The organism is Streptomyces sp. Je 1-4 4N24 (genome assembly GCF_026239515.1).
Lineage (GTDB): Bacteria > Actinomycetota > Actinomycetes > Streptomycetales > Streptomycetaceae > Streptomyces > Streptomyces nigrescens.
Genome location: NZ_CP110836.1, coordinates 8,538,597 through 8,556,812 on the forward strand (window position 1 = coordinate 8,538,597; position 18,216 = coordinate 8,556,812).

11 protein-coding genes, 1 pseudogene and 2 riboswitches are annotated in these 18,216 nt (G+C 69.3%); of the genes and pseudogenes, 3 read left to right on the plus strand and 9 right to left on the minus strand.

The window, feature by feature from the left end; genetic code table 11:
• Nucleotides 1–236: 236 nt before the first annotated feature.
• Nucleotides 237–333, plus strand: a riboswitch (glycine riboswitch).
• A riboswitch (glycine riboswitch) is annotated at nucleotides 334–425 on the plus strand.
• A gap of 272 nt (nucleotides 426–697) precedes the next feature.
• The gene (cycA, locus tag SLV14N_RS37025) at nucleotides 698–2,182 is read left to right on the plus strand and encodes a D-serine/D-alanine/glycine transporter (protein ID WP_263272711.1); all 1,485 of its coding nucleotides are present in this window, start codon (nucleotides 698–700) and stop codon (nucleotides 2,180–2,182) included.
• 344 nt (nucleotides 2,183–2,526) lie between these two features.
• On the opposite strand, the gene argG is transcribed toward cycA, so the two are convergent.
• Nucleotides 2,527–3,972 carry an argininosuccinate synthase gene (gene argG / locus SLV14N_RS37030; RefSeq protein ID WP_263272713.1) on the minus strand — a complete coding sequence of 482 codons (1,446 nt, stop codon included), beginning with the start codon at nucleotides 3,970–3,972 and terminating at the stop codon, nucleotides 2,527–2,529.
• A gap of 732 nt (nucleotides 3,973–4,704) precedes the next feature.
• Here argG and SLV14N_RS37035 point away from each other — a divergent pair.
• Both SLV14N_RS37035 and SLV14N_RS37040 read left to right on the plus strand, forming a co-directional pair.
• The gene (locus SLV14N_RS37035; RefSeq protein WP_263272714.1) at nucleotides 4,705–5,667 is read left to right on the plus strand and encodes a hypothetical protein; all 963 of its coding nucleotides are present in this window, start codon (nucleotides 4,705–4,707) and stop codon (nucleotides 5,665–5,667) included.
• Between the two features lie 42 nt (nucleotides 5,668–5,709).
• Nucleotides 5,710–5,917, plus strand: a pseudogene (locus SLV14N_RS37040) (transposase family protein); the annotation flags it as partial.
• Nucleotides 5,918–6,093: 176 nt separating this feature from the next.
• Here SLV14N_RS37040 and SLV14N_RS37045 read toward each other — a convergent pair.
• The 8 genes from SLV14N_RS37045 to SLV14N_RS37080 form a co-directional block, all read right to left on the minus strand.
• Nucleotides 6,094–6,798: a Clp protease N-terminal domain-containing protein gene (locus SLV14N_RS37045; RefSeq protein WP_263272715.1), complete on the minus strand. Its 705-nt coding sequence runs from the start codon at nucleotides 6,796–6,798 to the stop codon at nucleotides 6,094–6,096.
• Between the two features lie 154 nt (nucleotides 6,799–6,952).
• On the minus strand, nucleotides 6,953–8,098 hold the full coding sequence (locus SLV14N_RS37050) for a glycosyltransferase (protein WP_263272716.1): 1,146 nt from the start codon (nucleotides 8,096–8,098) through the stop codon (nucleotides 6,953–6,955).
• Nucleotides 8,099–8,556: 458 nt separating this feature from the next.
• A complete protein-coding gene (locus tag SLV14N_RS37055; protein WP_208687229.1) occupies nucleotides 8,557–9,708 on the minus strand; it encodes a substrate-binding domain-containing protein in 1,152 nt (383 codons plus the stop codon).
• Between the two features lie 38 nt (nucleotides 9,709–9,746).
• Nucleotides 9,747–10,787 carry an ABC transporter permease gene (locus tag SLV14N_RS37060; RefSeq protein ID WP_208687231.1) on the minus strand — a complete coding sequence of 347 codons (1,041 nt, stop codon included), beginning with the start codon at nucleotides 10,785–10,787 and terminating at the stop codon, nucleotides 9,747–9,749.
• Nucleotides 10,784–12,322 carry a sugar ABC transporter ATP-binding protein gene (locus SLV14N_RS37065; protein ID WP_263272718.1) on the minus strand — a complete coding sequence of 513 codons (1,539 nt, stop codon included), beginning with the start codon at nucleotides 12,320–12,322 and terminating at the stop codon, nucleotides 10,784–10,786. The genes SLV14N_RS37060 and SLV14N_RS37065 overlap by 4 nt, the downstream gene beginning before the upstream one ends.
• Before the next feature lie 174 nt (nucleotides 12,323–12,496).
• A complete protein-coding gene (locus tag SLV14N_RS37070) occupies nucleotides 12,497–15,376 on the minus strand; it encodes a SpoIIE family protein phosphatase (protein WP_263272720.1) in 2,880 nt (959 codons plus the stop codon).
• Between the two features lie 260 nt (nucleotides 15,377–15,636).
• On the minus strand, nucleotides 15,637–16,542 hold the full coding sequence (locus tag SLV14N_RS37075; protein ID WP_263272721.1) for a cyclase family protein: 906 nt from the start codon (nucleotides 16,540–16,542) through the stop codon (nucleotides 15,637–15,639).
• 59 nt (nucleotides 16,543–16,601) lie between these two features.
• Nucleotides 16,602–18,032, minus strand: coding sequence for an FAD-binding oxidoreductase (locus SLV14N_RS37080; protein WP_263272723.1), 1,431 nt, complete (start codon nucleotides 18,030–18,032; stop codon nucleotides 16,602–16,604).
• Between the last annotated feature and the right edge of the window lie 184 nt (nucleotides 18,033–18,216).

Below are 18,216 nucleotides of genomic sequence, written 5' to 3' on the forward strand. Positions count from 1 at the left end.
CGGTGTACGTGCTGCCGGATCTTTCCGGACGCAACGTACGGGCACCGGAAGACAGCCGTCAAGAGTCCGCCCGGTGTACGTGCCGGTAACGGATGGCCTCAGGATGTGCGCCTTGAGCTGCACAAATGCCGTGCCCCACGGGTGAGTGCCGTGCTACTTGGAGGTAATGTCCAGCGTTCGGCCGGTCCCTTGACCGGTCGCTGATGTGGGCCCTAGCCTCACCGCACATTGCCGTTCACCCCGGAGCGGGAGAGCACTGGATCAGCCAGACCCAGGCGCCGAAGGAGCAACACCTCCCCGGAATCTCTCAGGCACCCCTACCGCTCGGGCAGGCAACTCTGGAAAGCAGGCGCTGAGGCGCCTCGCCGACGGTGCAAGCCGCGCGCTGAGCGCGGCGAAGCTCTCAGGCTCATGACAGAGGGGGAGGCTCACTCGGCCGCACGGGCCCCTGCCCGTGCTCGACATTCGAGGAGCCCCTGATGGCTGTCCCGCCGCCTCTTCCCTGACCGCCACTGCCTGCCGGCTCCCGGGCTGATCTTCGATCTACTATGTGGGACCGTTCTGACGCCGTTCCGGCCGACTGCCGCATGTCCGCGCCCGGCCGACCCTGCCGCTCGCCCCCTGTGGGCGCGTGGTCATTCTCCGAGATGCCCCCTTCCCGTGCCCGCACGGGTCTTGAGATCTGCGAGGTTTGCCCATGCCTGAACGCAGTGACACCGGCTCGACGGCCGCGCCGGACCAACCGGCGGCCGGATCCACGGCCCCGCCCGAGGGCGAGCAACACCTCTCCCGTCAACTGTCCAACCGGCACATCCAGCTCATCGCGATCGGCGGTGCGATCGGAACCGGCCTGTTCATGGGCTCGGGCAAGACGATCTCGCTGGCCGGGCCCTCGGTGATCTTCGTCTACATGATCATCGGCGTGATGCTCTTCTTCGTGATGCGGGCGATGGGGGAGCTGCTGCTCTCCAACCTGCGCTACAAGTCGTTCGCCGACTTCGCGGCCGATCTGCTGGGGCCGTGGGCCGGCTTCTTCACCGGCTGGACCTACTGGTTCTGCTGGATCGTGACCGGCATCGCCGACGTCATCGCGATCTCCGGGTATGTGTCCTACTGGTGGCGCGATCTACCGTTGTGGATACCGGCGTTGGCCGCCGTCATCCTCTTGATCGCCTTGAACCTGCCCACCGTGAAGGCGTTCGGCGAGACCGAGTTCTGGTTCGCACTGATCAAGATCGTCGCGATCGTGGCGCTGATCGTCGTCGGGCTGGTCATGGTGTTCAGTCACTTCCAGGCGCCCGGGGGTGCGGCGGCAAGCTTCTCCAACCTCTGGAACGACGGAGGCTTCTTCCCCACCGGTCCCATGGGGTTCGTCGCGGGATTCCAGATCGCGACCTTCGCCTTCGTCGGCATCGAACTGGTCGGCACCACCGCGGCCGAGGCGGAGAACCCGGAACGGAACCTGCCCAAGGCGATCAACTCGATCCCGGTGCGCGTGATGCTGTTCTACGTCGTCGCGCTGATCGTGATCATTTCGGTCACGCCCTGGCGCGAGATCAGTGCGGACCGCAGTCCGTTCGTCGTGATGTTCACTCTCGCCGGTCTGGGGATCGCCGCCTCGCTGATCAACTTCGTGGTGCTGACCTCGGCCGCCTCGTCTGCGAACTCGGGCATCTACTCCACCTCACGGATGGTGTACGGGTTGGCCCGGGAGGGCGACGCCCCGGCGCGCTTCGGCAGACTCACCTCCAGGAAGGTACCGGCCAACGCCCTGCTCCTCTCCGGGGTGTTCCTGCTCGCCGGTGTGGTCATGGTCGCCATGGACAACTCGATCATCGAGGCGTTCACCTTGGTGACCACCGTGTCCGCCGTGCTGTTCATCTTCGTCTGGTCGATCATCCTGATCAGCTACCTCGTCTATCGCAAGCGCCGTCCGCACCTGCACGAGGCATCGAAGTTCAAGATGCCCGGCGGCATCGCCATGTGCTACGTCGTGCTGGTCTTCTTCGCGTTCCTCATCTGGGCACTGACCCAGGAGCCCGACACGCTGCGGGCCTTGCTGGTGACCCCGGTCTGGTTCGTCATCCTCGGCATCGCGTGGGCGGGGCTCCGCCGTCGCCCGGGTCATACCGCCCGTGAGGCGGCCTTCCGTTCCGAACTCCACCACGCACAGCGGGACTGATACGGCCACCGGATCCACAAACCGGCACCGATCGCGAGCGCCGTTCCCGGCGGACGGGAACGGCGCTCGCTTTCGGTGTGCTTGCCACTCCCACCACAGCCCACATCTGACAGCCACTCAGGACTCCACATTCCGCCGCCGGGTTGCGCTTGGAGCCCCTGTGTAGCCGTGCCGAGTTGGTCTTCCAGCTGTGTGGTGAGTTCCGATGGGGGCTCCGTACGGTGACGGCATGACCCGCGGCCCCGGGAAGCGGAAAGGGCCGGCTCGATGCTGTGGGCGTCGAGCCGGCCCTTCCCGGTCGTGCATCGCCCGGGGGTGCCGAGCGTTCCGATCGAGGGACCCCGTCAGTCCGTGCCGGACTCCATCGCGGCGCGGTCCAGCATCTCGTCGTCACCGGAGACCTCGCCGCGGGAGGCGATGGCCTGGGCGCCGCCCTCCGGCATCGTGCCGATCAGCCCGGTCGCGGCCGCTTGGGCGGCACCGATGGCGGGAGTACCGGTGCCGATCAGGCCGAGCCCGGCGTACTGCTCCAACTTCGCGCGCGAGTCGGCGATGTCGAGGTTGCGCATGGTGAGCTGGCCGATCCGGTCCACGGGGCCGAACGCCGAGTCCTCGGTACGCTCCATGGACAGCTTGTCCGGGTGGTAGCTGAACGACGGGCCCGTGGTGTCGAGGATCGAGTAGTCCTCACCGCGCCGCAGCCGCAGCGTCACCTCGCCGGTGACGGCCGCGCCGACCCAGCGCTGCAGCGACTCGCGCACCATCAGCGCCTGCGGGTCCAGCCAGCGGCCCTCGTACATCAGCCGGCCGAGGCGCCGTCCTTCGTTGTGGTACTGGGCGAGGGTGTCCTCGTTGTGGATCGCGTTGACCAGGCGCTCATACGCCGCGTGGAGCACGGCCATACCGGGCGCCTCGTAGATGCCGCGGCTCTTCGCCTCGATGATCCGGTTCTCGATCTGGTCCGACATGCCCATGCCGTGCCGGCCGCCGATGGCGTTCGCCTCCATGACCAGGTCGACGGGGGAGGCGAACTCCTTGCCGTTGATCGTCACCGGGCGGCCCTGGTCGAAGCCGATCGTCACGTCCTCGGGGGCGATCTCGACCGAGGGGTCCCAGAACCGCACGCCCATGATCGGCTCCACGGTCTCCACGCCGGTGTCCAGGTGCTCCAGAGTCTTGGCCTCGTGGGTGGCGCCCCAGATGTTGGCGTCGGTGGAGTACGCCTTCTCCGTGCTGTCGCGGTAGGGCAGGTCGTGGGCGAGAAGCCACTCCGACATCTCCTTGCGGCCGCCGAGCTCGGTCACGAACTCCGCGTCCAGCCAAGGCTTGTAGATCCGCAGGTGCGGGTTGGCGAGCAGGCCGTACCGGTAGAACCGCTCGATGTCGTTGCCCTTGAAGGTCGAACCATCGCCCCAGATCTGTACGTCGTCCTCGAGCATGGCCCGGACCAGGAGGGTGCCCGTGACGGCACGGCCGAGCGGCGTGGTGTTGAAGTAGGCCCGCCCGCCCGAGCGGATGTGGAACGCCCCGCAGGTGAGCGCGGCCAGGCCCTCCTCGACCAGTGCCGCGCGGCAGTCGACCAGGCGCGCGATCTCGGCCCCGTAGGTCTTCGCACGGCCGGGCACCGAGGCGATGTCGGGCTCGTCGTACTGGCCGATGTCGGCGGTGTAGGTGCACGGGATGGCGCCCTTGTCGCGCATCCATGCGACCGCGACCGAGGTGTCGAGGCCGCCCGAGAAGGCGATGCCGACGCGCTCGCCGGCGGGAAGGGAGGTGAGGACCTTAGACATGGATGAAGTATGCATGGCGGCGCATGATCATGCAAAGGGGTCACCCCCTTTGGGGCCCATTGGAGGGCAGGTCGCGTCTGGCGCCCCTATCTGCTCGAACCGCCACCCCCTCTCGGTGTGGACCAGCGAGCCACGTCGAACGCTTCGGCACCCTTGGGCGCAGCGCTCAGGGCAGAAATTGTTCCGAAGGATCGCCACATGCCCATTGACGAACGCGCACCCGGTCTGCGTTTTCCGGCCGCATCCACCCGATATCTGCTCCGTAGCTGATGCCACAGCGTGCTCTCCTCCCTCTCGCGAAGGACGCGCTCCTTCGCCCAAAGGCAGAGCCGCAACCCGAGACGGTCTTGTGTCGCCGGGGGCGGCTTTCTGCTGGGTCATGTGCCCGTCCGTCGGAATTCCGCCGTCTGCACTGCCACCTGCGCCCGGCCTATCGCCGGGAAAGGTGATACCTGAGGTGTAGGCCATCCGATAGATACGGCATTCGCTCCCCCTCGCGCTCGCCTCACTCTGAGTTGACCGGGAGATGCGCGGAGGATTCGCCCAATGGGGCCCGTGCGTCAACTCGCGGACACTTGCGGAAGTTACCGGGGAGTCCGGGGAACCCATAGTGTGCAGCGGCGCTCTCCTTAAACACCGAAGGGCGGGGCGGAAATCTCCGTACCGCAATCTTCAGGCGAGTTCGGGAACAGGCTGACGCATCGGCCACCCGGCGCAAGGAAGGAAGAAGAGATGTCACTCGACAGAACAGACTCGGCCCGTACCTCCCGCCGCACGCCACCGACGGGGAGAGCCCGGCGTGCCGCCCTCATCACCGCGACCGCGCTCCTCGCGGCCCCGCTCGCCGGCGCTCCCGCTACGGCCTGGGCCGCCGACGCCGAGACCCCCAAGACCCCCTTCTACAAGAGCGACCAGGAGGTCATCGACTACCTCGACAAGGCCGCGCACCTCAAGGACACGGCAGCCATCCAGGGCTACCCGGTCACCGGTCAGGACACCAAGGAGATCACGCTCGAACAGGTGAAGAAGACGGGCTATTCACCCGAGCAGGCGGTCCAGGATGCCCAGAAGATGCTGGAGGGCTTCGGCTCCACCCCTGGTTTCGAGAATTACGGCACGGAGGAACGCGCGAACAGCAAGGAGGACAAGGACCCTGGCTGGCTGGGCAACTGGGATGCGAAGTCCATATGCGGTCAGCCCAGCGACGTACTCGAGAAGCAAACCCGCAAGCTGACGTGTGGCTTTGTGGGAAAGGTCGACCAGAGATACCCGGTGATGGTGACCACGGACAGGGTCCCCGGCGGAACGAAGCTCACCTACGTGACCGAGGCCAGCATCGGCACGGAAGACAAAGAGGTCAAGGGCTGGAAGGCGGGCGGCAAGCTCATCATCAACGCCTCGCCGGACAACAAAGGGGCCGCCCTCGAGGGCGGCGGCGAGTACAACCAGTCGACCGAAACCACGAAGAAGTGGGCGAGCATGGCCCAGCAGCGCAGGGAATTCACCGTCCCGGAGGGAATGGCCGGTGGAACATTCCAAGCGCACGCGAACGCCGGGTGGTACACCGGTTACATCGTCCAAAAGATCGACAACACCGATGGAAAGGCGGAAAAGATCGTCGCGATTCCCGCCCGGGTACTCATCCAGGCGCCGGACGACGACGTTCCCCTTACGTGGGTCGGGCGCGGAGCCTAAGGGCTGTCCGTAACTGTTGGTCACGGGTGGGATGGTCTTGCTGTGGCTGATGTGATCACGGCGCCGGAGCCGTCCTGGGCAGCCCGTTCACCGGGCTGAGCCCGCGGTAGTTCGGCAGGCTGATCGTCGCCTTGCGCCGCGAGGGCGCGGACCCGGTCCGCCGGGGTCGGTCATGGAGCCTGAACTGGAGGACCGGGTCCTGCTGGTTGCCGCGTACTGGCGCACCAACCTGACTCTTCGTCAACTCGCTACACACGTCCGGGGTTTTGAAGCCGGGAACCGGCCTGGTCAAGCTGGAAGATCCATGAAGAGCTGGACGTTCCTCCGCGACTGCCGCCTCAGGTGGGGGCCGGTGGCGCGAGCGCACCGTCCCGTTCGGGTGGGGAGGCTGTGTCGGTCCGGTCCTCCGGGCGACTGATCGTTTCGCTACTGCTTGTCGCCCTCGGCGGACCGTTTGGTGATCTCGGTCTTGATGGTCTCGCGCAGCTCGTCTGACGTGAAGCCGAGGTCGCGCAGGATCTGCGCGGCCGGGCTCTCCTCGGTGCTGATCAGGCCCAGCAGCGCGTGTTCCGTGCCGACCCAGTCGTGGCCGAGGTCGGCCGATGAGCGGCGTGCCTGCTCGATGGCCTCCTTGCTCTCCGGCCGGAACGCGATGTGACCGCGCAGCGCCTTCTCCCCGGCCGGCGGCATCGCTTCCTCGATCGCGTCACGGATGCGTTGCTCCGATTCGGTTTTCGCGATCAGCACCTCGTACGCCAGGCCCCGCGGTTCGCCGAGCAGGCCGAGCAGGAGGTGTTCGGTGCCGATGGAGTCGTGTTTGTGCGTTCGGGCGGCCTCCTGCGCCAGCACGATGCTGTGCCGGTTCAGGTTGGTGTACCGCTCGAAAGGGCCGGGTGCGTGGCGTTGCTGGGCGGCCTGCTTGGACACCCCGATGGCGTCGCCGATCTCGGTCCATGACGCGCCGGTCTGCTTGGCGTTGCTGACGTAGTGGTCGATGAGCTGGTCACCGAGGTCGGACAGGGTCTGGGCACGCAGCCGCGCCTCGCTGATGCGGGCCAGTGCGTTGGCGTCGGGGAGTTCCTCGTCGAGCCGGGCGATCAGGTCGGCGAGGCTGATGTCGAGTGGGCTCATGCGTCAATCTTAAGTTGACGTTCGGGTATTGTCAACTTGTAATTGACGCTCGTTTCCTGGTGCGCTCCCGCAGCTACGTGCGATGGTCCGGTGCAGCAGTTGGGCCCGATCACGGCCCACTGGATCGCTGGGCCCATGAAGAGGCGCAGTGAACTCAGAGCCGAGGACGACCGCACGGTTGCCGGCCCAAGAGGCTGTCCCGTATTTCCGTGAGGTCCAGGGGCGGCAGCTGAGACAGTTCGGCACGGGCCGCGCTCATGGCGGCGCCGTAGCGCGGGGCACCCAGGAGCGCCGTCAGGGCGTCGGCGATCTCGCCGCGCCTCGCCGTCACGTCCAGCGCCCGGCCCAGGCCGCTGCGGGCGAACGCGGCGGCGTTGTCGGGCTGATCGCCGAGAACACCCAGTCCCAGCACGGGCGTTGTGCCCTGCACCGCGTCGAGCAGGGACGCCCGGCCTCCGTGCGTCACGAACAGGTCGGCCCGGTGCAGGAGCGCGGGCTGCGGGGCGTGCTTGACGACCTTGATGTGAGGGCTCGCGCTCGGCAGGTGCTGCGCGAGGTCTCCCGCGGACACGATCGCGTCGCAGTCGATTGCGCGGAGTGCAGCCATGATCTCCCGGTATACCTTCCCGACGGCGGTACGCAGACCGGACATCGCGGTGGTCAGGGTGCCGAGGCTCACGTAGACGAGCGGGCGCGACGGGCGGAACGAGGGGGCACGGTCCAGCCACTGGGGGAGGGCGGTGCGGAAGTCCGCGACAGTGCGTCGGACCGCGCGCGCCGAGGGCGGGGGCGTCTCGAAGAACCAGTGGACCGGCGCGGGGGTGAGCATCGGGGGGAGCGTGGGTGTGTCCTGCCCGTGCTGCATGTAGAGGGGAAGCAGCGCGGGCGCGATGTGGGTGTCCCAGAGATCCAGGAGCACGGGGCCGAGGCCGTTGTCCGCTGCGAGCAGGGGCAGTTGCAAGGCCCTGGCCGCGAGGTGCGCGCCGAGGTCGCTGCACTCGGCGATCACCAGATCGGGCCGCTCCTGTGTCCACGCGGTGAGCAGGTCATGGGCCTTCGCCTCGGCCTGTTCGGGCCAGAGGTGGCCGAAGACGTACCGGTTGAAGGGGCCGTTTCCGTACCTCTGCCAGACCTCGCTCGCCGCCTGCTGGACGACGGGATCGCATGTCCAGTTCGTACCGGCGCCGGAGAACTCCACCCCGCGTCGCCGGGCTTCGCGGCGGAACATGAGGGGGGCGTGGAGCGTGACCTGGTGGCCCTGTTCAAGGGCCGGGCAGGTGACGTAGTCCAGCGCGGACACGTGTGAAGGTACCGGTTCAGCGGTGATCGCTATCCGTAAGGCCACCAAGGCACTCCAAGCTCTTTCATCGGGTCAACGCCCGGCGGTGCAGCAGCCTTCGGCGGCTTCGACCGTGCTGCGCTGTTACGTGCCCCGGTGGTCCGGCTGTTGCGTTGCCGAGGCGGCTCGAGCCTGCGGCATGATCCGTCCCAGCCGCCACCAACGACGGGCAGTTCGGGATACGGGAACGTCTGAATCAGCCGTGACCAGCAGATATACGCGTCACGTGGAACGCCGAAAAGGAACGCCGGGAAGCTTCGGACATCCTTGGTGCCGAGTGACTGGCGAACGACCCGCGCGCGGCCAGAACACGGCGCTCCTGCCCGGGCAACGGCCACGGCCGACGCCATTCCGCGTTCCGGCATCCCGAACTGTCCGTGTTTCGTGGGGCAGGGGCCTGAGGGTGGTGTGTCCCGGGCCTATCTGCCCCAGATCTTCCGGTACGCCGCGCGGTAGCCGGGCGGGTCCCAGGTCGTGGCCCCGCTGCTGTTGGCGGCCGTGGAGATGTGGACGGGGGAGACGTAGCCGCTGGCGGGTTCGCCGGAGAAGGCGCGGTTGAATTCGTCGAGGATTTGCCAGCCCTGCTGCGAGAGCGGCTCGGGAACGGTGGCTGCCTGGAACTGTTTGCTGTTGATGCGCTGGAAGGCGGAGGGATCGCCGTCGCCCGCGCCGACGTTGAAGGGGGCGCCGGCGCCTTTTTTGCGTGCCGCGCGCAGGGCCGGGGCGGCGTCGGCGAAGTACACGTCGTTGATGGCGATGGAGTGGGTCCATGTGTTCCGGAAGCGGGAGAGGAGTGAGGAGACCTGCTGGGGAGTGCGGCTGCTGGTGTCGGAGATCGGGATGTTCTCCTCCGCCAGCAGCCGCACTCCGGAGCAGGTGGCCAGTTCTTTCTTGATCAGTTCGGACTTGTTCCTGGCGAACGGGATCGAGGCATCCGTGAACACGACGGTTCCGGCGTGGCCGTGGGAGTGCGCGATGACCCAGTCCGCGCTGATCTTCGCGACGTCCTGGACGCGGGTGGTGATGTTGGTGAAGAGCTCGGGGTCCTTGCTCGGGCCGGGGGAGTCGACCGCATGCCAGCCGATGAGCGGAATGTGCAGGGCGTTGGCCTTGGCGACCTGCTGCGACGTCAGCTTGGGGTCGAAGCCGCCGATCACGATGCCCGAGGGCCGGAGGGCGAGGGCCTGGCTGAATGCCGCTTGGATCCCGGCGGGGGTGCCCTGGCCGTCGATCACCCGGACGTCCCAGCCGATGGCCTGCGCGGCGTCCCGCACCCCCTCGGCGGCGCCGGCGACACCGGGATTGGTCATGGTCTGGGCGACATAGACGATGCTTTTGCCGGGGACCGCCCGGGGGCCACGGGTGGGGCCGTGCCATGCGGGGCGGTTCTTCATGGCCCGTTGTACGGCCGCCTCGGCGCCGGCCAGTACGGCGGGGCAGCCGGCCTCGGCTGGCCCTGTGGCGGTGGGCCCGGCACCGGTCGAGGTGCCGCGCTCGCAGCCGGCGAGCACAGCGGCCACCACCCCTACGGCGACTGCGGTGCTCAGGGCGGGCTTGCGGTGCGGCTGCACGGGTGCTCCTCGCGGAGGGATGACACGGAGACGGCACGTCACGAGGTGACATTGGACAGGTCCTTGCGGGGACGGGGCGGCTCCGCCCGTCGGTGGCGCAGCTGTCGGCGCGCGGCATAGCCGGCCATACCGACGGCGAGGAGCAGGGTGGCGCCGTTGAACAGCGGGGTGACCCAGAACTGCGCGCCGAACTGGCCGATACCGGCGAGGCCGATGGCGAGGATGACGACGGCGACCAGAGTGCCCAGTGCGTTCGGGCGACCGGGTTTGATCGCGGTGGAGCCAAGCAGCGCACCGACGAAGGCAGGCAGCAGATAGTCCAGGCCGACGCTGGGATTGCCGATGCGCTGCTGCGCGGCGAGCAGAACACCGGCGATACCGACGATCAGGCCCGAGCCGGCGAACGCATAGATGACATAGCGCCGGGAGGGAATGCCCAGCAGGTCGGCGGCGCGCGGGTTGGAGCCGATGACGTACAGGTACCGGCCGAGGGGCAGCCGTTCCAGGAGCAGCCACAGCACGGCGGTGAGGGCGAGGACGTAGAAAGCGGAAACCGGCAGGCCGAGGAACCGGGAGTCGTAGAGGTCGGTGAAGGCGGCCGGCAGGCCCTGGGGGCCGGGGACGATCCGGGCGCCGTTGGTGATCCAGCCGGTGAGGGCGTACAGGATGCTGCCGGTGCCGAGGGTGGCGATAAAGGAGTCGATCTTCGCGAATTCGACGACGACACCGTTGAAGGTGCCGACGACCGCACCGCCGAGGACCACCACGAGACAGGCGAGCGGCCAGGGCCACGAGGCGTTGGCGATGAGCTGCATCGTCATCACATGCGCGAGGCCGAGACCGTAGCCGATGGACAGGTCGAACTTGGCAGTGACGATGGGGATCATCGCGCCGAGCGCGAGGATGGCGGGGATTGACTGGTTGGACAGGATCTCGGAGATGTTGTCCAGGGTGGGAAAGGTGTCCGGCAGGGCGAGGGAGAAGGCCAGGAACAGCAGGGCGGTGAGGGCCAAGAGACCGTAGGCGCCGACGAGGTGCCCCAGCCGGCGGACCTGCGGGGAATGCGGGGAGGGCGTCATGGTCTCCTCGTCTCCCCGGTGAGCGCGGCCATGGCCGAGGAAGCGCGGGCGAGTCCGGTGACCGTGAGGGCCTCCCCGCTCAGCTCCTCCGTCACCGCCCCGCGGACGAATACCAGGGCGCGATGGCACACCTGGGCGACCTCCTCGAAGTCGGTGGAGATGAGCAGTACGGCGAGGCTTTCGGCCAGCGCTTCCTGGAGCAGGCGGTAGACCGCCGTTTTGGCGCCGATGTCCACCCCGGCGGTCGGCTCTTCGAGGATCAGCAGACTGCGGTGTATCCGCAGCCACCGTCCGACCATGACCTTCTGCTGGTTGCCCCCGGACAGGGTGGCGATCGGTGCCTCGCTGTCCCGGGGGAACACCGAGAACCGCTCGGCCAGGGCCGTGGCCTCGGCCCGCTCGCGCCGGGGGCTGATCCAGTGAAAGGCCCGCAGTCCGTCCGCCCGGGGGTTGGCCAGGAAGTTCTCCCGTACGGTCAGTTCGGCGGCACAGCCCTCTTCCTGACGGTCGCTGGTCACGAAGCCGACGCCGGAGCCGACGGCGGCGGTGACCGTGCCCGGGGTGTACGGCTGGCCGTTGAGCCGGATCCGTCCGCCGACGACGGGCCGGGCGCCGGCCAGGGCGCGGCCCAGTTCCATGTGGCCTGCGCCGGTGAGGCCCACCATGCCGAGGATCTCCCCGGTGCGCAGTTCCAGGCTGACCGGTGCGGTGTTCTCGGTCCGTACGCCGTCGAGGCTCAGCAGGACGGGTCCCGCGGCGGGGGCGCGGCGGAAGCCGGCCGGTTCATGGCCCACGATGTCGTGCACCAGCCGGGCGGGGCTGTGGCCGGCGAGCGGGCCCTGGCTGATGAGGCGGCCGTCGCGGAGGACGGCGAACACCTCGGCGACCTTGTACACCTCGTCGAGCCGGTGGGTGACGTAGACGAGGGCGTGGCCCTGGTCGCGCAGGGTGTGGAGCACCTCGAAGAGCCGGGCGCAGTCCGCCGCCGGGAGGCTGGCGGTCGGCTCGTCGAGGACGATGAGCTCGGCCCGGGTGCACAGCGCGCGGGCGATGGCCACCAAGGAGCGTTCGGCGCGCGGGAGGTCGGCGAGGACGGTGCGGGGGTCGAGGTGCGCGGCGACGATGCTGAGGGCCTCGGCGCACCGTTCGCGGGCCAGCCGCCAGGACAGCAGCCCGGCGCGGTGTGGGTAGCCGGTGCCCAGGGCGATGTTCTCGGCGACCGTCATCCATTCCACCAGCCCCAGGTCCTGGTGGATGAAGGACATGGTGCGGGCGGCCGCTTCGGTGCCGAGCGGGTGCCCGGCCACGGTCACCTCGCCCTCGTCCGCGTGGTGGACGCCCGCGAGCACCTTGATGAGGGTGGACTTTCCGGCACCGTTGGGACCGAGCAGGGCGAGGATGCTGCCGGAGTGGATGTCGAGGTCGACCGCGTCCAGGGCGAGTGTGCCGCCGAACCGCTTGCTGAGGCCGCGTATGCGGACGAGCGGCTCCGGGCCATGGTGCGGGGGAGGGGGGCGGTCAGGAGCGTCGTGCACAGACTTCTCCGGGGGTCGGCCTCGTGGTTCTTCCCGACTGAAAGGGACACTGCTGCTGGGCGCTTCGCGGTGGTGGGGGCGCCGGGGCGTGCGGTCCTGATGATGCGTGACCGGCCAGGTCGCCACATTTCCGACATGCTAAGGCCCCCTTTGGCCTCGATGCCGGATGGGCTGTCAGATGGCGGGAATGTCGTCGAAGTGTGCTTCGATGGCGCCGGGCTTTCCGCCAGGTGCCTCCAGCGCGCACTCGGCCCAGATGACCTTGCCGTCGGCGGTGTAGCGGGTGCCCCAGGCCTGAGCGAGCTGCGCGACGAGGAACAGACCGCGGCCGCCCTCGTCGGTGCTGGCCGCATGGCGCAGATGCGGGGCGGTGCTGCTGGTGTCGGAGACCTCGCAGATCAGCGTGCGGTCGTGGAGCAGGCGTACCTGGATGGGGCCGGTGCCGTAGCGGATGGCATTGGTGACCAGCTCGCTGAGCAGGAGTTCGGTGGCGAAGACGACCTCGTCCAGCCCCCATTCGGCCAGTTGGCGGGTGACGGCCGCGCGGATGCCGGAGACGCACGCGGGATCGGAGGCCACGTCCCAGGTGGCGATCCGGTGCGGGGCCAGGACGCGGGTACGGGCGACGAGCAGGGCGATGTCGTCGGTGGGGTGGTCGGGCACCACGGTCCGGAGAACGGCCTCACAGGTGTCCTCGGGTGAGCGGTCCGGGTGCGCCAGTGCTTGGCGCAGCCGGTCGAGGGCCCGGTCGAAATCGCGGTGGCGGTCCTGGATGAGCCCGTCGGTGTAGAGGACGAGTTGACTGCCCTCCGGGAGGTGGAATGCGGCGGTTTCGAACGGGAGCCCGCCCAGGCCCAGCGGCGGGCCCGCGGGGAGGTCGGGGAAGGTCACGGTGCCGTCGGGGCGGACGATCGCGGGTGGGGGGTGGCCGGACCGGGCCATCACACACTGCTGGGAGGTGGGGTCGTAGATGGCGTACAGGCAGGTGGCGCCGATGATGCCGGGGCTGCCGGCGGCTTCCGCGGCGTCCTCGTCCCGGTCGAGGCGCCCCACGAGATTGTCGAGGTGGGTGAGGACCTCGTCCGGGCCCAGGTCCAGTTCGGCGAAGTTGCGCGCGGCGATGCGCAGTCGGCCCATGGTGGCGGCGGCATGCATCCCATGGCCGACCACATCCCCGACGATCAGGGCGATACGGGTGCCGGAGAGGGGGATGACATCGAACCAGTCCCCGCCGACCCCCGACTCGGCAGGCATATAGCGGGAGGCGACCTCGACGGCGTTCTGCTCGGGGAAGCTGTGCGGCAGCAGGCTGCGCTGCAACGCCAGGACCATGGTGTGTTCACGGGTGTAACGGCGGGCGTTGTCAATGCAGATGGCCGCGCGTGTGGCGAGTTCCTGGGCCAGCGACCGGTCGTCGTCCCCGAAGGGCGCCGGATCCGCCGAGCGGTAGAAGCTCGCCACGCCCAGGGCGATCCCACGGGCGAGGAGGGGGACGGTGATGAGGGAGTGGACGTGGTGGTCGAGCAGATCCTGGGCGTGCCCGGGATCCTGGGCGATCCACCCCGTGGCGGCCCGCAGGTCGGGCTCCAGGACCGGCTCCCCGGCGGCCAGACAGCGGAGCTGGGGCGTGGTCGGGCGGAGATCGACCGGTTCGCCGGCCGGGTAGAAGGGGCAGTCGTCGCGAATGCCGTGGACCACCGTGCGGTGGAGTCCGGAGCGAGGGTCGGTCGGCTCCTCGCCGCGCAGCACCGCCGCGGGCAGGTCGATGGTGATGAAGTCGGCCAGGCGCGGCACGGCCATCTCGGCCAGCTCGTGGGCGGTACGGCTCACGTCCAGGGTGGTGCCGATGCGGGTGCTGGCCTCGGACAGCAGCTCCAGACGGCGCCGGGCCGCCACCGCATACGTCCCCACACCCGGCTCGCCCACCATCACCAGCCCCCTGGCCGCGCTGTCGGGTGCGGTGCTTCCCATGGCGCCGGGCATGCCGGGAGTGCCGGGCCTGCGGGCTGTCGCGACCGCCCGGCCGGGTGCGGCGTCGGGAAGGCGCCCGGGCAGGGGGGTGGCGGGTGCCAGGACCTGCTCCGCGAGGGGGGTGGCGGGTGTCCCGGCTTCGGCGGGTACGGCCACCCGCTGGTGGGCCGAGGGCAGGACCGCTTCGATGACGATTCCCTCCACCCCGGAGGCGCTCGTCACGGGGCGGCTCAGCAGGGTGACCCGCCGGCCGCCAGGCAGGGACACCTCGACGGCGGCCCGCTGGGCCGAGGTGATCAGTTCGGTGGCCTTCTCCTTGAGGATCATCTGGTCCCGCCAGTCCAGACCGCTCTCGGCGAGCTCGCCCAGCTGCCCGTTGCCGCTCGTCTCGCCGCCCGGCGCATGGCGCCTGGCGTCGAGGTACGCCTGCAGCAAGGCCCGCTCCCGCGCCGAACTCTGCTCCAGCAGCCGCCGTTCGATGACGCCGGCGGCCTTGCGGATCACGGTGTTCAGCGCGGTGTCCGCGTCGGTGAGCGGAAAGCCGAGGCAGAGGACGCCCTCGATGCGCCCGCTGAGCAGGTCGCGGACGGGAATGGCCGCGCAGGCACTGGACTGCGAGCGTTCGGCGAAGTGCTCGGCACCGAAGACATTGATCAGCTGCCGTTCCGCGAGCGCCAGCCCGATCCCGTTGGTCCCGCCGAACCGCTCGGCGAACACGAAGCCCGGGACGCTCTGGATCGCGGCCAGATGTCTGACCAGAGAGGCTTCGCCGAAGCGGCGTTGCAGCACCGCGCCCCGTCCGTCGGCGAGCGACACATTCATGTTCCGGCCCGCGAACCGGGACTGCAGCCGGTCCAGTACGGGCACCGCGGCGCGGACGAGCCGGCCGTCCAGATCGAGATCCTGGCGGAAGGGGAGCACGCAGCCTTCCGGTGTGAGCCCCAGCGACCGGGAACGCTGCCACGAATTCAGGATCGGACTCCGGACGGCCCCCTCGACCGACCCCTCACGGAGGAACTGCTCACGGGCGCGTGCGGGACCGATGCCCTCTCCCGCCAGCCCCATCCCAATCACTTCCCACATGGGTGCATGCCGCGATGGCCACCCGTACGTCGGAGCAGCTGTCCCGTTTGATCCAATTGTAGAGCTTTGCACTTCTGGCGGTACTGATCGCGGACCCGGAGGAGAACCGGGCGGCCGGACACCTTCCGCGACCCGGCCACGGAGTCCGACCGTACGGAGCTCACGGGCGGGCCGAAGCAGCGATCATGGCCGTGACCTGGCCTCCAGCGGGTCGCCCGGTAAAAAGGTCGCCTGATGGACGGCCCGGTGACCGCCGGCCGTCACAGGACCGCGACCGGAGTCACGGGCGAGCCCGTGCCACCGGGGATGTTCAGGGGAGCTACCAGGAGTAGGAACTCGTAACGGCCCGTCTCGGCGCTCGCGGCGGAGAGCACCTCCAGGTCGAGGTTGTCCAGGAGCGGCACCCCCATCGCGGCGACGGCCAGCGCATGCACCGGGGAATGCAGGCCGTCGACCGGTGAGGGCCGTACATCGCTGTCGCCGTCGCCGCCGAGCAGGGCGATGCCGCGCTCGGCCAGCAGGGGCATGGCGTCCACATGCAGGCCCGCGCTCGCCGTGCCGGTGTCCCAGGCACCCAGTTCCTGGCGGCGGCGGACAGCGCCGGACCGCAGCAGCACCGCGTCGCCCTCGCCGATCGTCACCTCCAGTGCCCGCTCCGCGGCAAGGATGTCCGCCGCGTGCACCGCCTGTCCGGGCTCCAGCCAGCCGAGCCCGAGAACGAGGGGCAGGTCGAGAAGCACCCCCTTGGTCACCAGCGGGCCCAGCGCGGACACGGCGCCGAACCGCGCACCTCCGGCGTCGATGCACTCCTGCGCCGCGCGGCCGTCGTAGAGCTGCCCGCGGTAAGCGACATGGGAGAGCGCGTCCAGATGACTGACGGCCTTGCCGTGGTAGTCGACGGCGATGAAGTCCTTGTGCGTGGCGGGCTCAGGAGGCTCGACGTCACCGAGATCGGACATGTAATGCAGGGCGGGCTTGCTGTTGTCCGGGCCGGGCGCCGTGTCCCAGGGACGTGCCATCGGGACGAGGGTGCCGGACCGGACCAGCGCGGTGGCCCGCCGTACGTGCTCCGGCGTCACCCGGTTCCAGGCCCCGCGGTCGGCAGCGGCCCAGCGGCCCCACGTACGGACCGCCGCGAACAGCGCGTCGAACTCCTGGCGGGACACGCCGGACCCCTTGCCGGTACCGGCCGGCGGGGTAGCCGGTGCGTCGCCGGGATGGCCGGTCACGTGTGGGTGACCGCTTGCGGGAAGTCGAAGACCTGGTCCGGGTCGTACTCGTACGCGACAGTGCGCAGGCGCTCCAGATTCGGGCCGTAGTAGGCCTTTGCCCAGTCGGGGAGGGCCGGATCGATGTAGTTCACATAGCCGCCCTTGATGCCCTGGTCCGCAAGTCCCGCCACGACCTGGCCGACGCTGCGCGTCACCGCGGCTTCGGACGCCGCCGTCGCGCTCGCATAGATCTGGGCGGTGGCGAAGGCCTTGCGGTGCGGGAACGCGGTCTGCTGGACGTCCACATCGGCCACCGCACCACCGAGGGGATCGAGGATGAGATCCATTCCCGGACGGTTTTTGAGCACGGTGACGACGGCGCCCGGATTGGCGGCGTGCGAGGTGAGAACCCGCGACGAGGCGACGAACGACTGTCGGTCGGGGCTGCCGGCGAAGAAGCGCATGGCCTTGAAGTAGTCGCGGTCCTCGACCCTTCGCTGGTCGGGACGCACATCGGCGCGCGTGACCAGGTCGTTCAGGAGGAGATTGCAGGCGCTGCTCGGCCCGACGAAGCAGCCGGCCACCTTGCAGCGCGGTTTGGCCCCACCCGACACATTGAGGTTGGCCCACAGCTCGCGCGGCGCGGCGGTGATCCACGGCTGCCACGCGGTCAGCACCTTCGTCGCGTTCCCCGCCGGGAAGTCGAGCCGGAACACCGTCAGCGCCGGAGCCGGGTCGGTCGCGAAGGTGAACTGTGTGACGACCCCGAAATTGCCGCCGCCACCACCGCGCAGGGCCCAGAACAGATTCGGATTCTGCGTGGCCGAGGCGGTCAGCGTCCTCCCGTCCGCGGTGACGACCTCGGCGGACACGAGGTGGTCACAGGTGAGCCCGAACCTGCGTTGCAGCACGCCGATTCCGCCACCCAGGGCCACCCCGGCGATGCCGACGGTGAAACAGGAGCCGCCGGGCAGACAACGGTTGGCCTGGCCGAGCGCGGTGTAGACGTCCTGCAGTGTCGCACCGGCGCCGATGGTGGCGGTGCCGTCCGGCTGGGCCCGCACGGTCGACAGACGCCGGAGGTCAAGGGTGAGGCCGCCGTGCGGCGCCGAGTAGCCGACATAGGAGTGCCCACCGCTACGGGCCGCCAGCGGCACCCGGTTCGCCGCCGCCAGCACCGCCTCGCGGACATCGCCCACCGACGCGCACTGCGCCACCGCCGCGGGCACCAGGTCGTCATTGAGCGGGTTGAAAAGCTTCCTGGCGGTCTCGAACCCGGCGTCTCCCGGCCGCAGCAGCGCGCCGCTCATCCGCCGGCGCAGGCCGTCCCAGTCCACATTGTTCCTGACGGCGGCCGCCCGTCCGACGGCCCGGGGGGAACTCTCCTCGCCTCCCCGAGCCTCGGTGCCGGCCCGGGACGCGTGGAACAGAGGGTCCCGCGCCATGGTCACCATCTCCCTCTGGAGAGGCCAGGTATGCGGGTGCGTGCCCGTTTTGGTACGGACAATTTCACGCTAACACGGGGTGAGGGGCCCCTCCAGTTGACCGCCGTACGTCTCGGAGCCGCTGGTCAGGGCTGGTTGAGGAGACTGGGAGCGCAGGGCTGCCGGCGTCGTGGGTGGCGAGCGC

What these genes read in the sequence shown, in the direction of transcription:
- cycA (WP_263272711.1), top strand. Translation starts at nt 698, where the DNA reads ATGCCTGAACGCAGTGACACCGGCTCGACGGCCGCGCCGGACCAACCG.
- argG (WP_263272713.1), bottom strand. Translation starts at nt 3,972, where the DNA reads ATGTCTAAGGTCCTCACCTCCCTTCCCGCCGGCGAGCGCGTCGGCATC.
- SLV14N_RS37035 (WP_263272714.1), top strand. Translation starts at nt 4,705, where the DNA reads ATGTCACTCGACAGAACAGACTCGGCCCGTACCTCCCGCCGCACGCCA.
- SLV14N_RS37045 (WP_263272715.1), bottom strand. Translation starts at nt 6,798, where the DNA reads ATGAGCCCACTCGACATCAGCCTCGCCGACCTGATCGCCCGGCTCGAC.
- SLV14N_RS37060 (WP_208687231.1), bottom strand. Translation starts at nt 10,787, where the DNA reads ATGACGCCCTCCCCGCATTCCCCGCAGGTCCGCCGGCTGGGGCACCTC.
- SLV14N_RS37070 (WP_263272720.1), bottom strand. Translation starts at nt 15,376, where the DNA reads ATGTGGGAAGTGATTGGGATGGGGCTGGCGGGAGAGGGCATCGGTCCC.
- SLV14N_RS37080 (WP_263272723.1), bottom strand. Translation starts at nt 18,032, where the DNA reads ATGGCGCGGGACCCTCTGTTCCACGCGTCCCGGGCCGGCACCGAGGCT.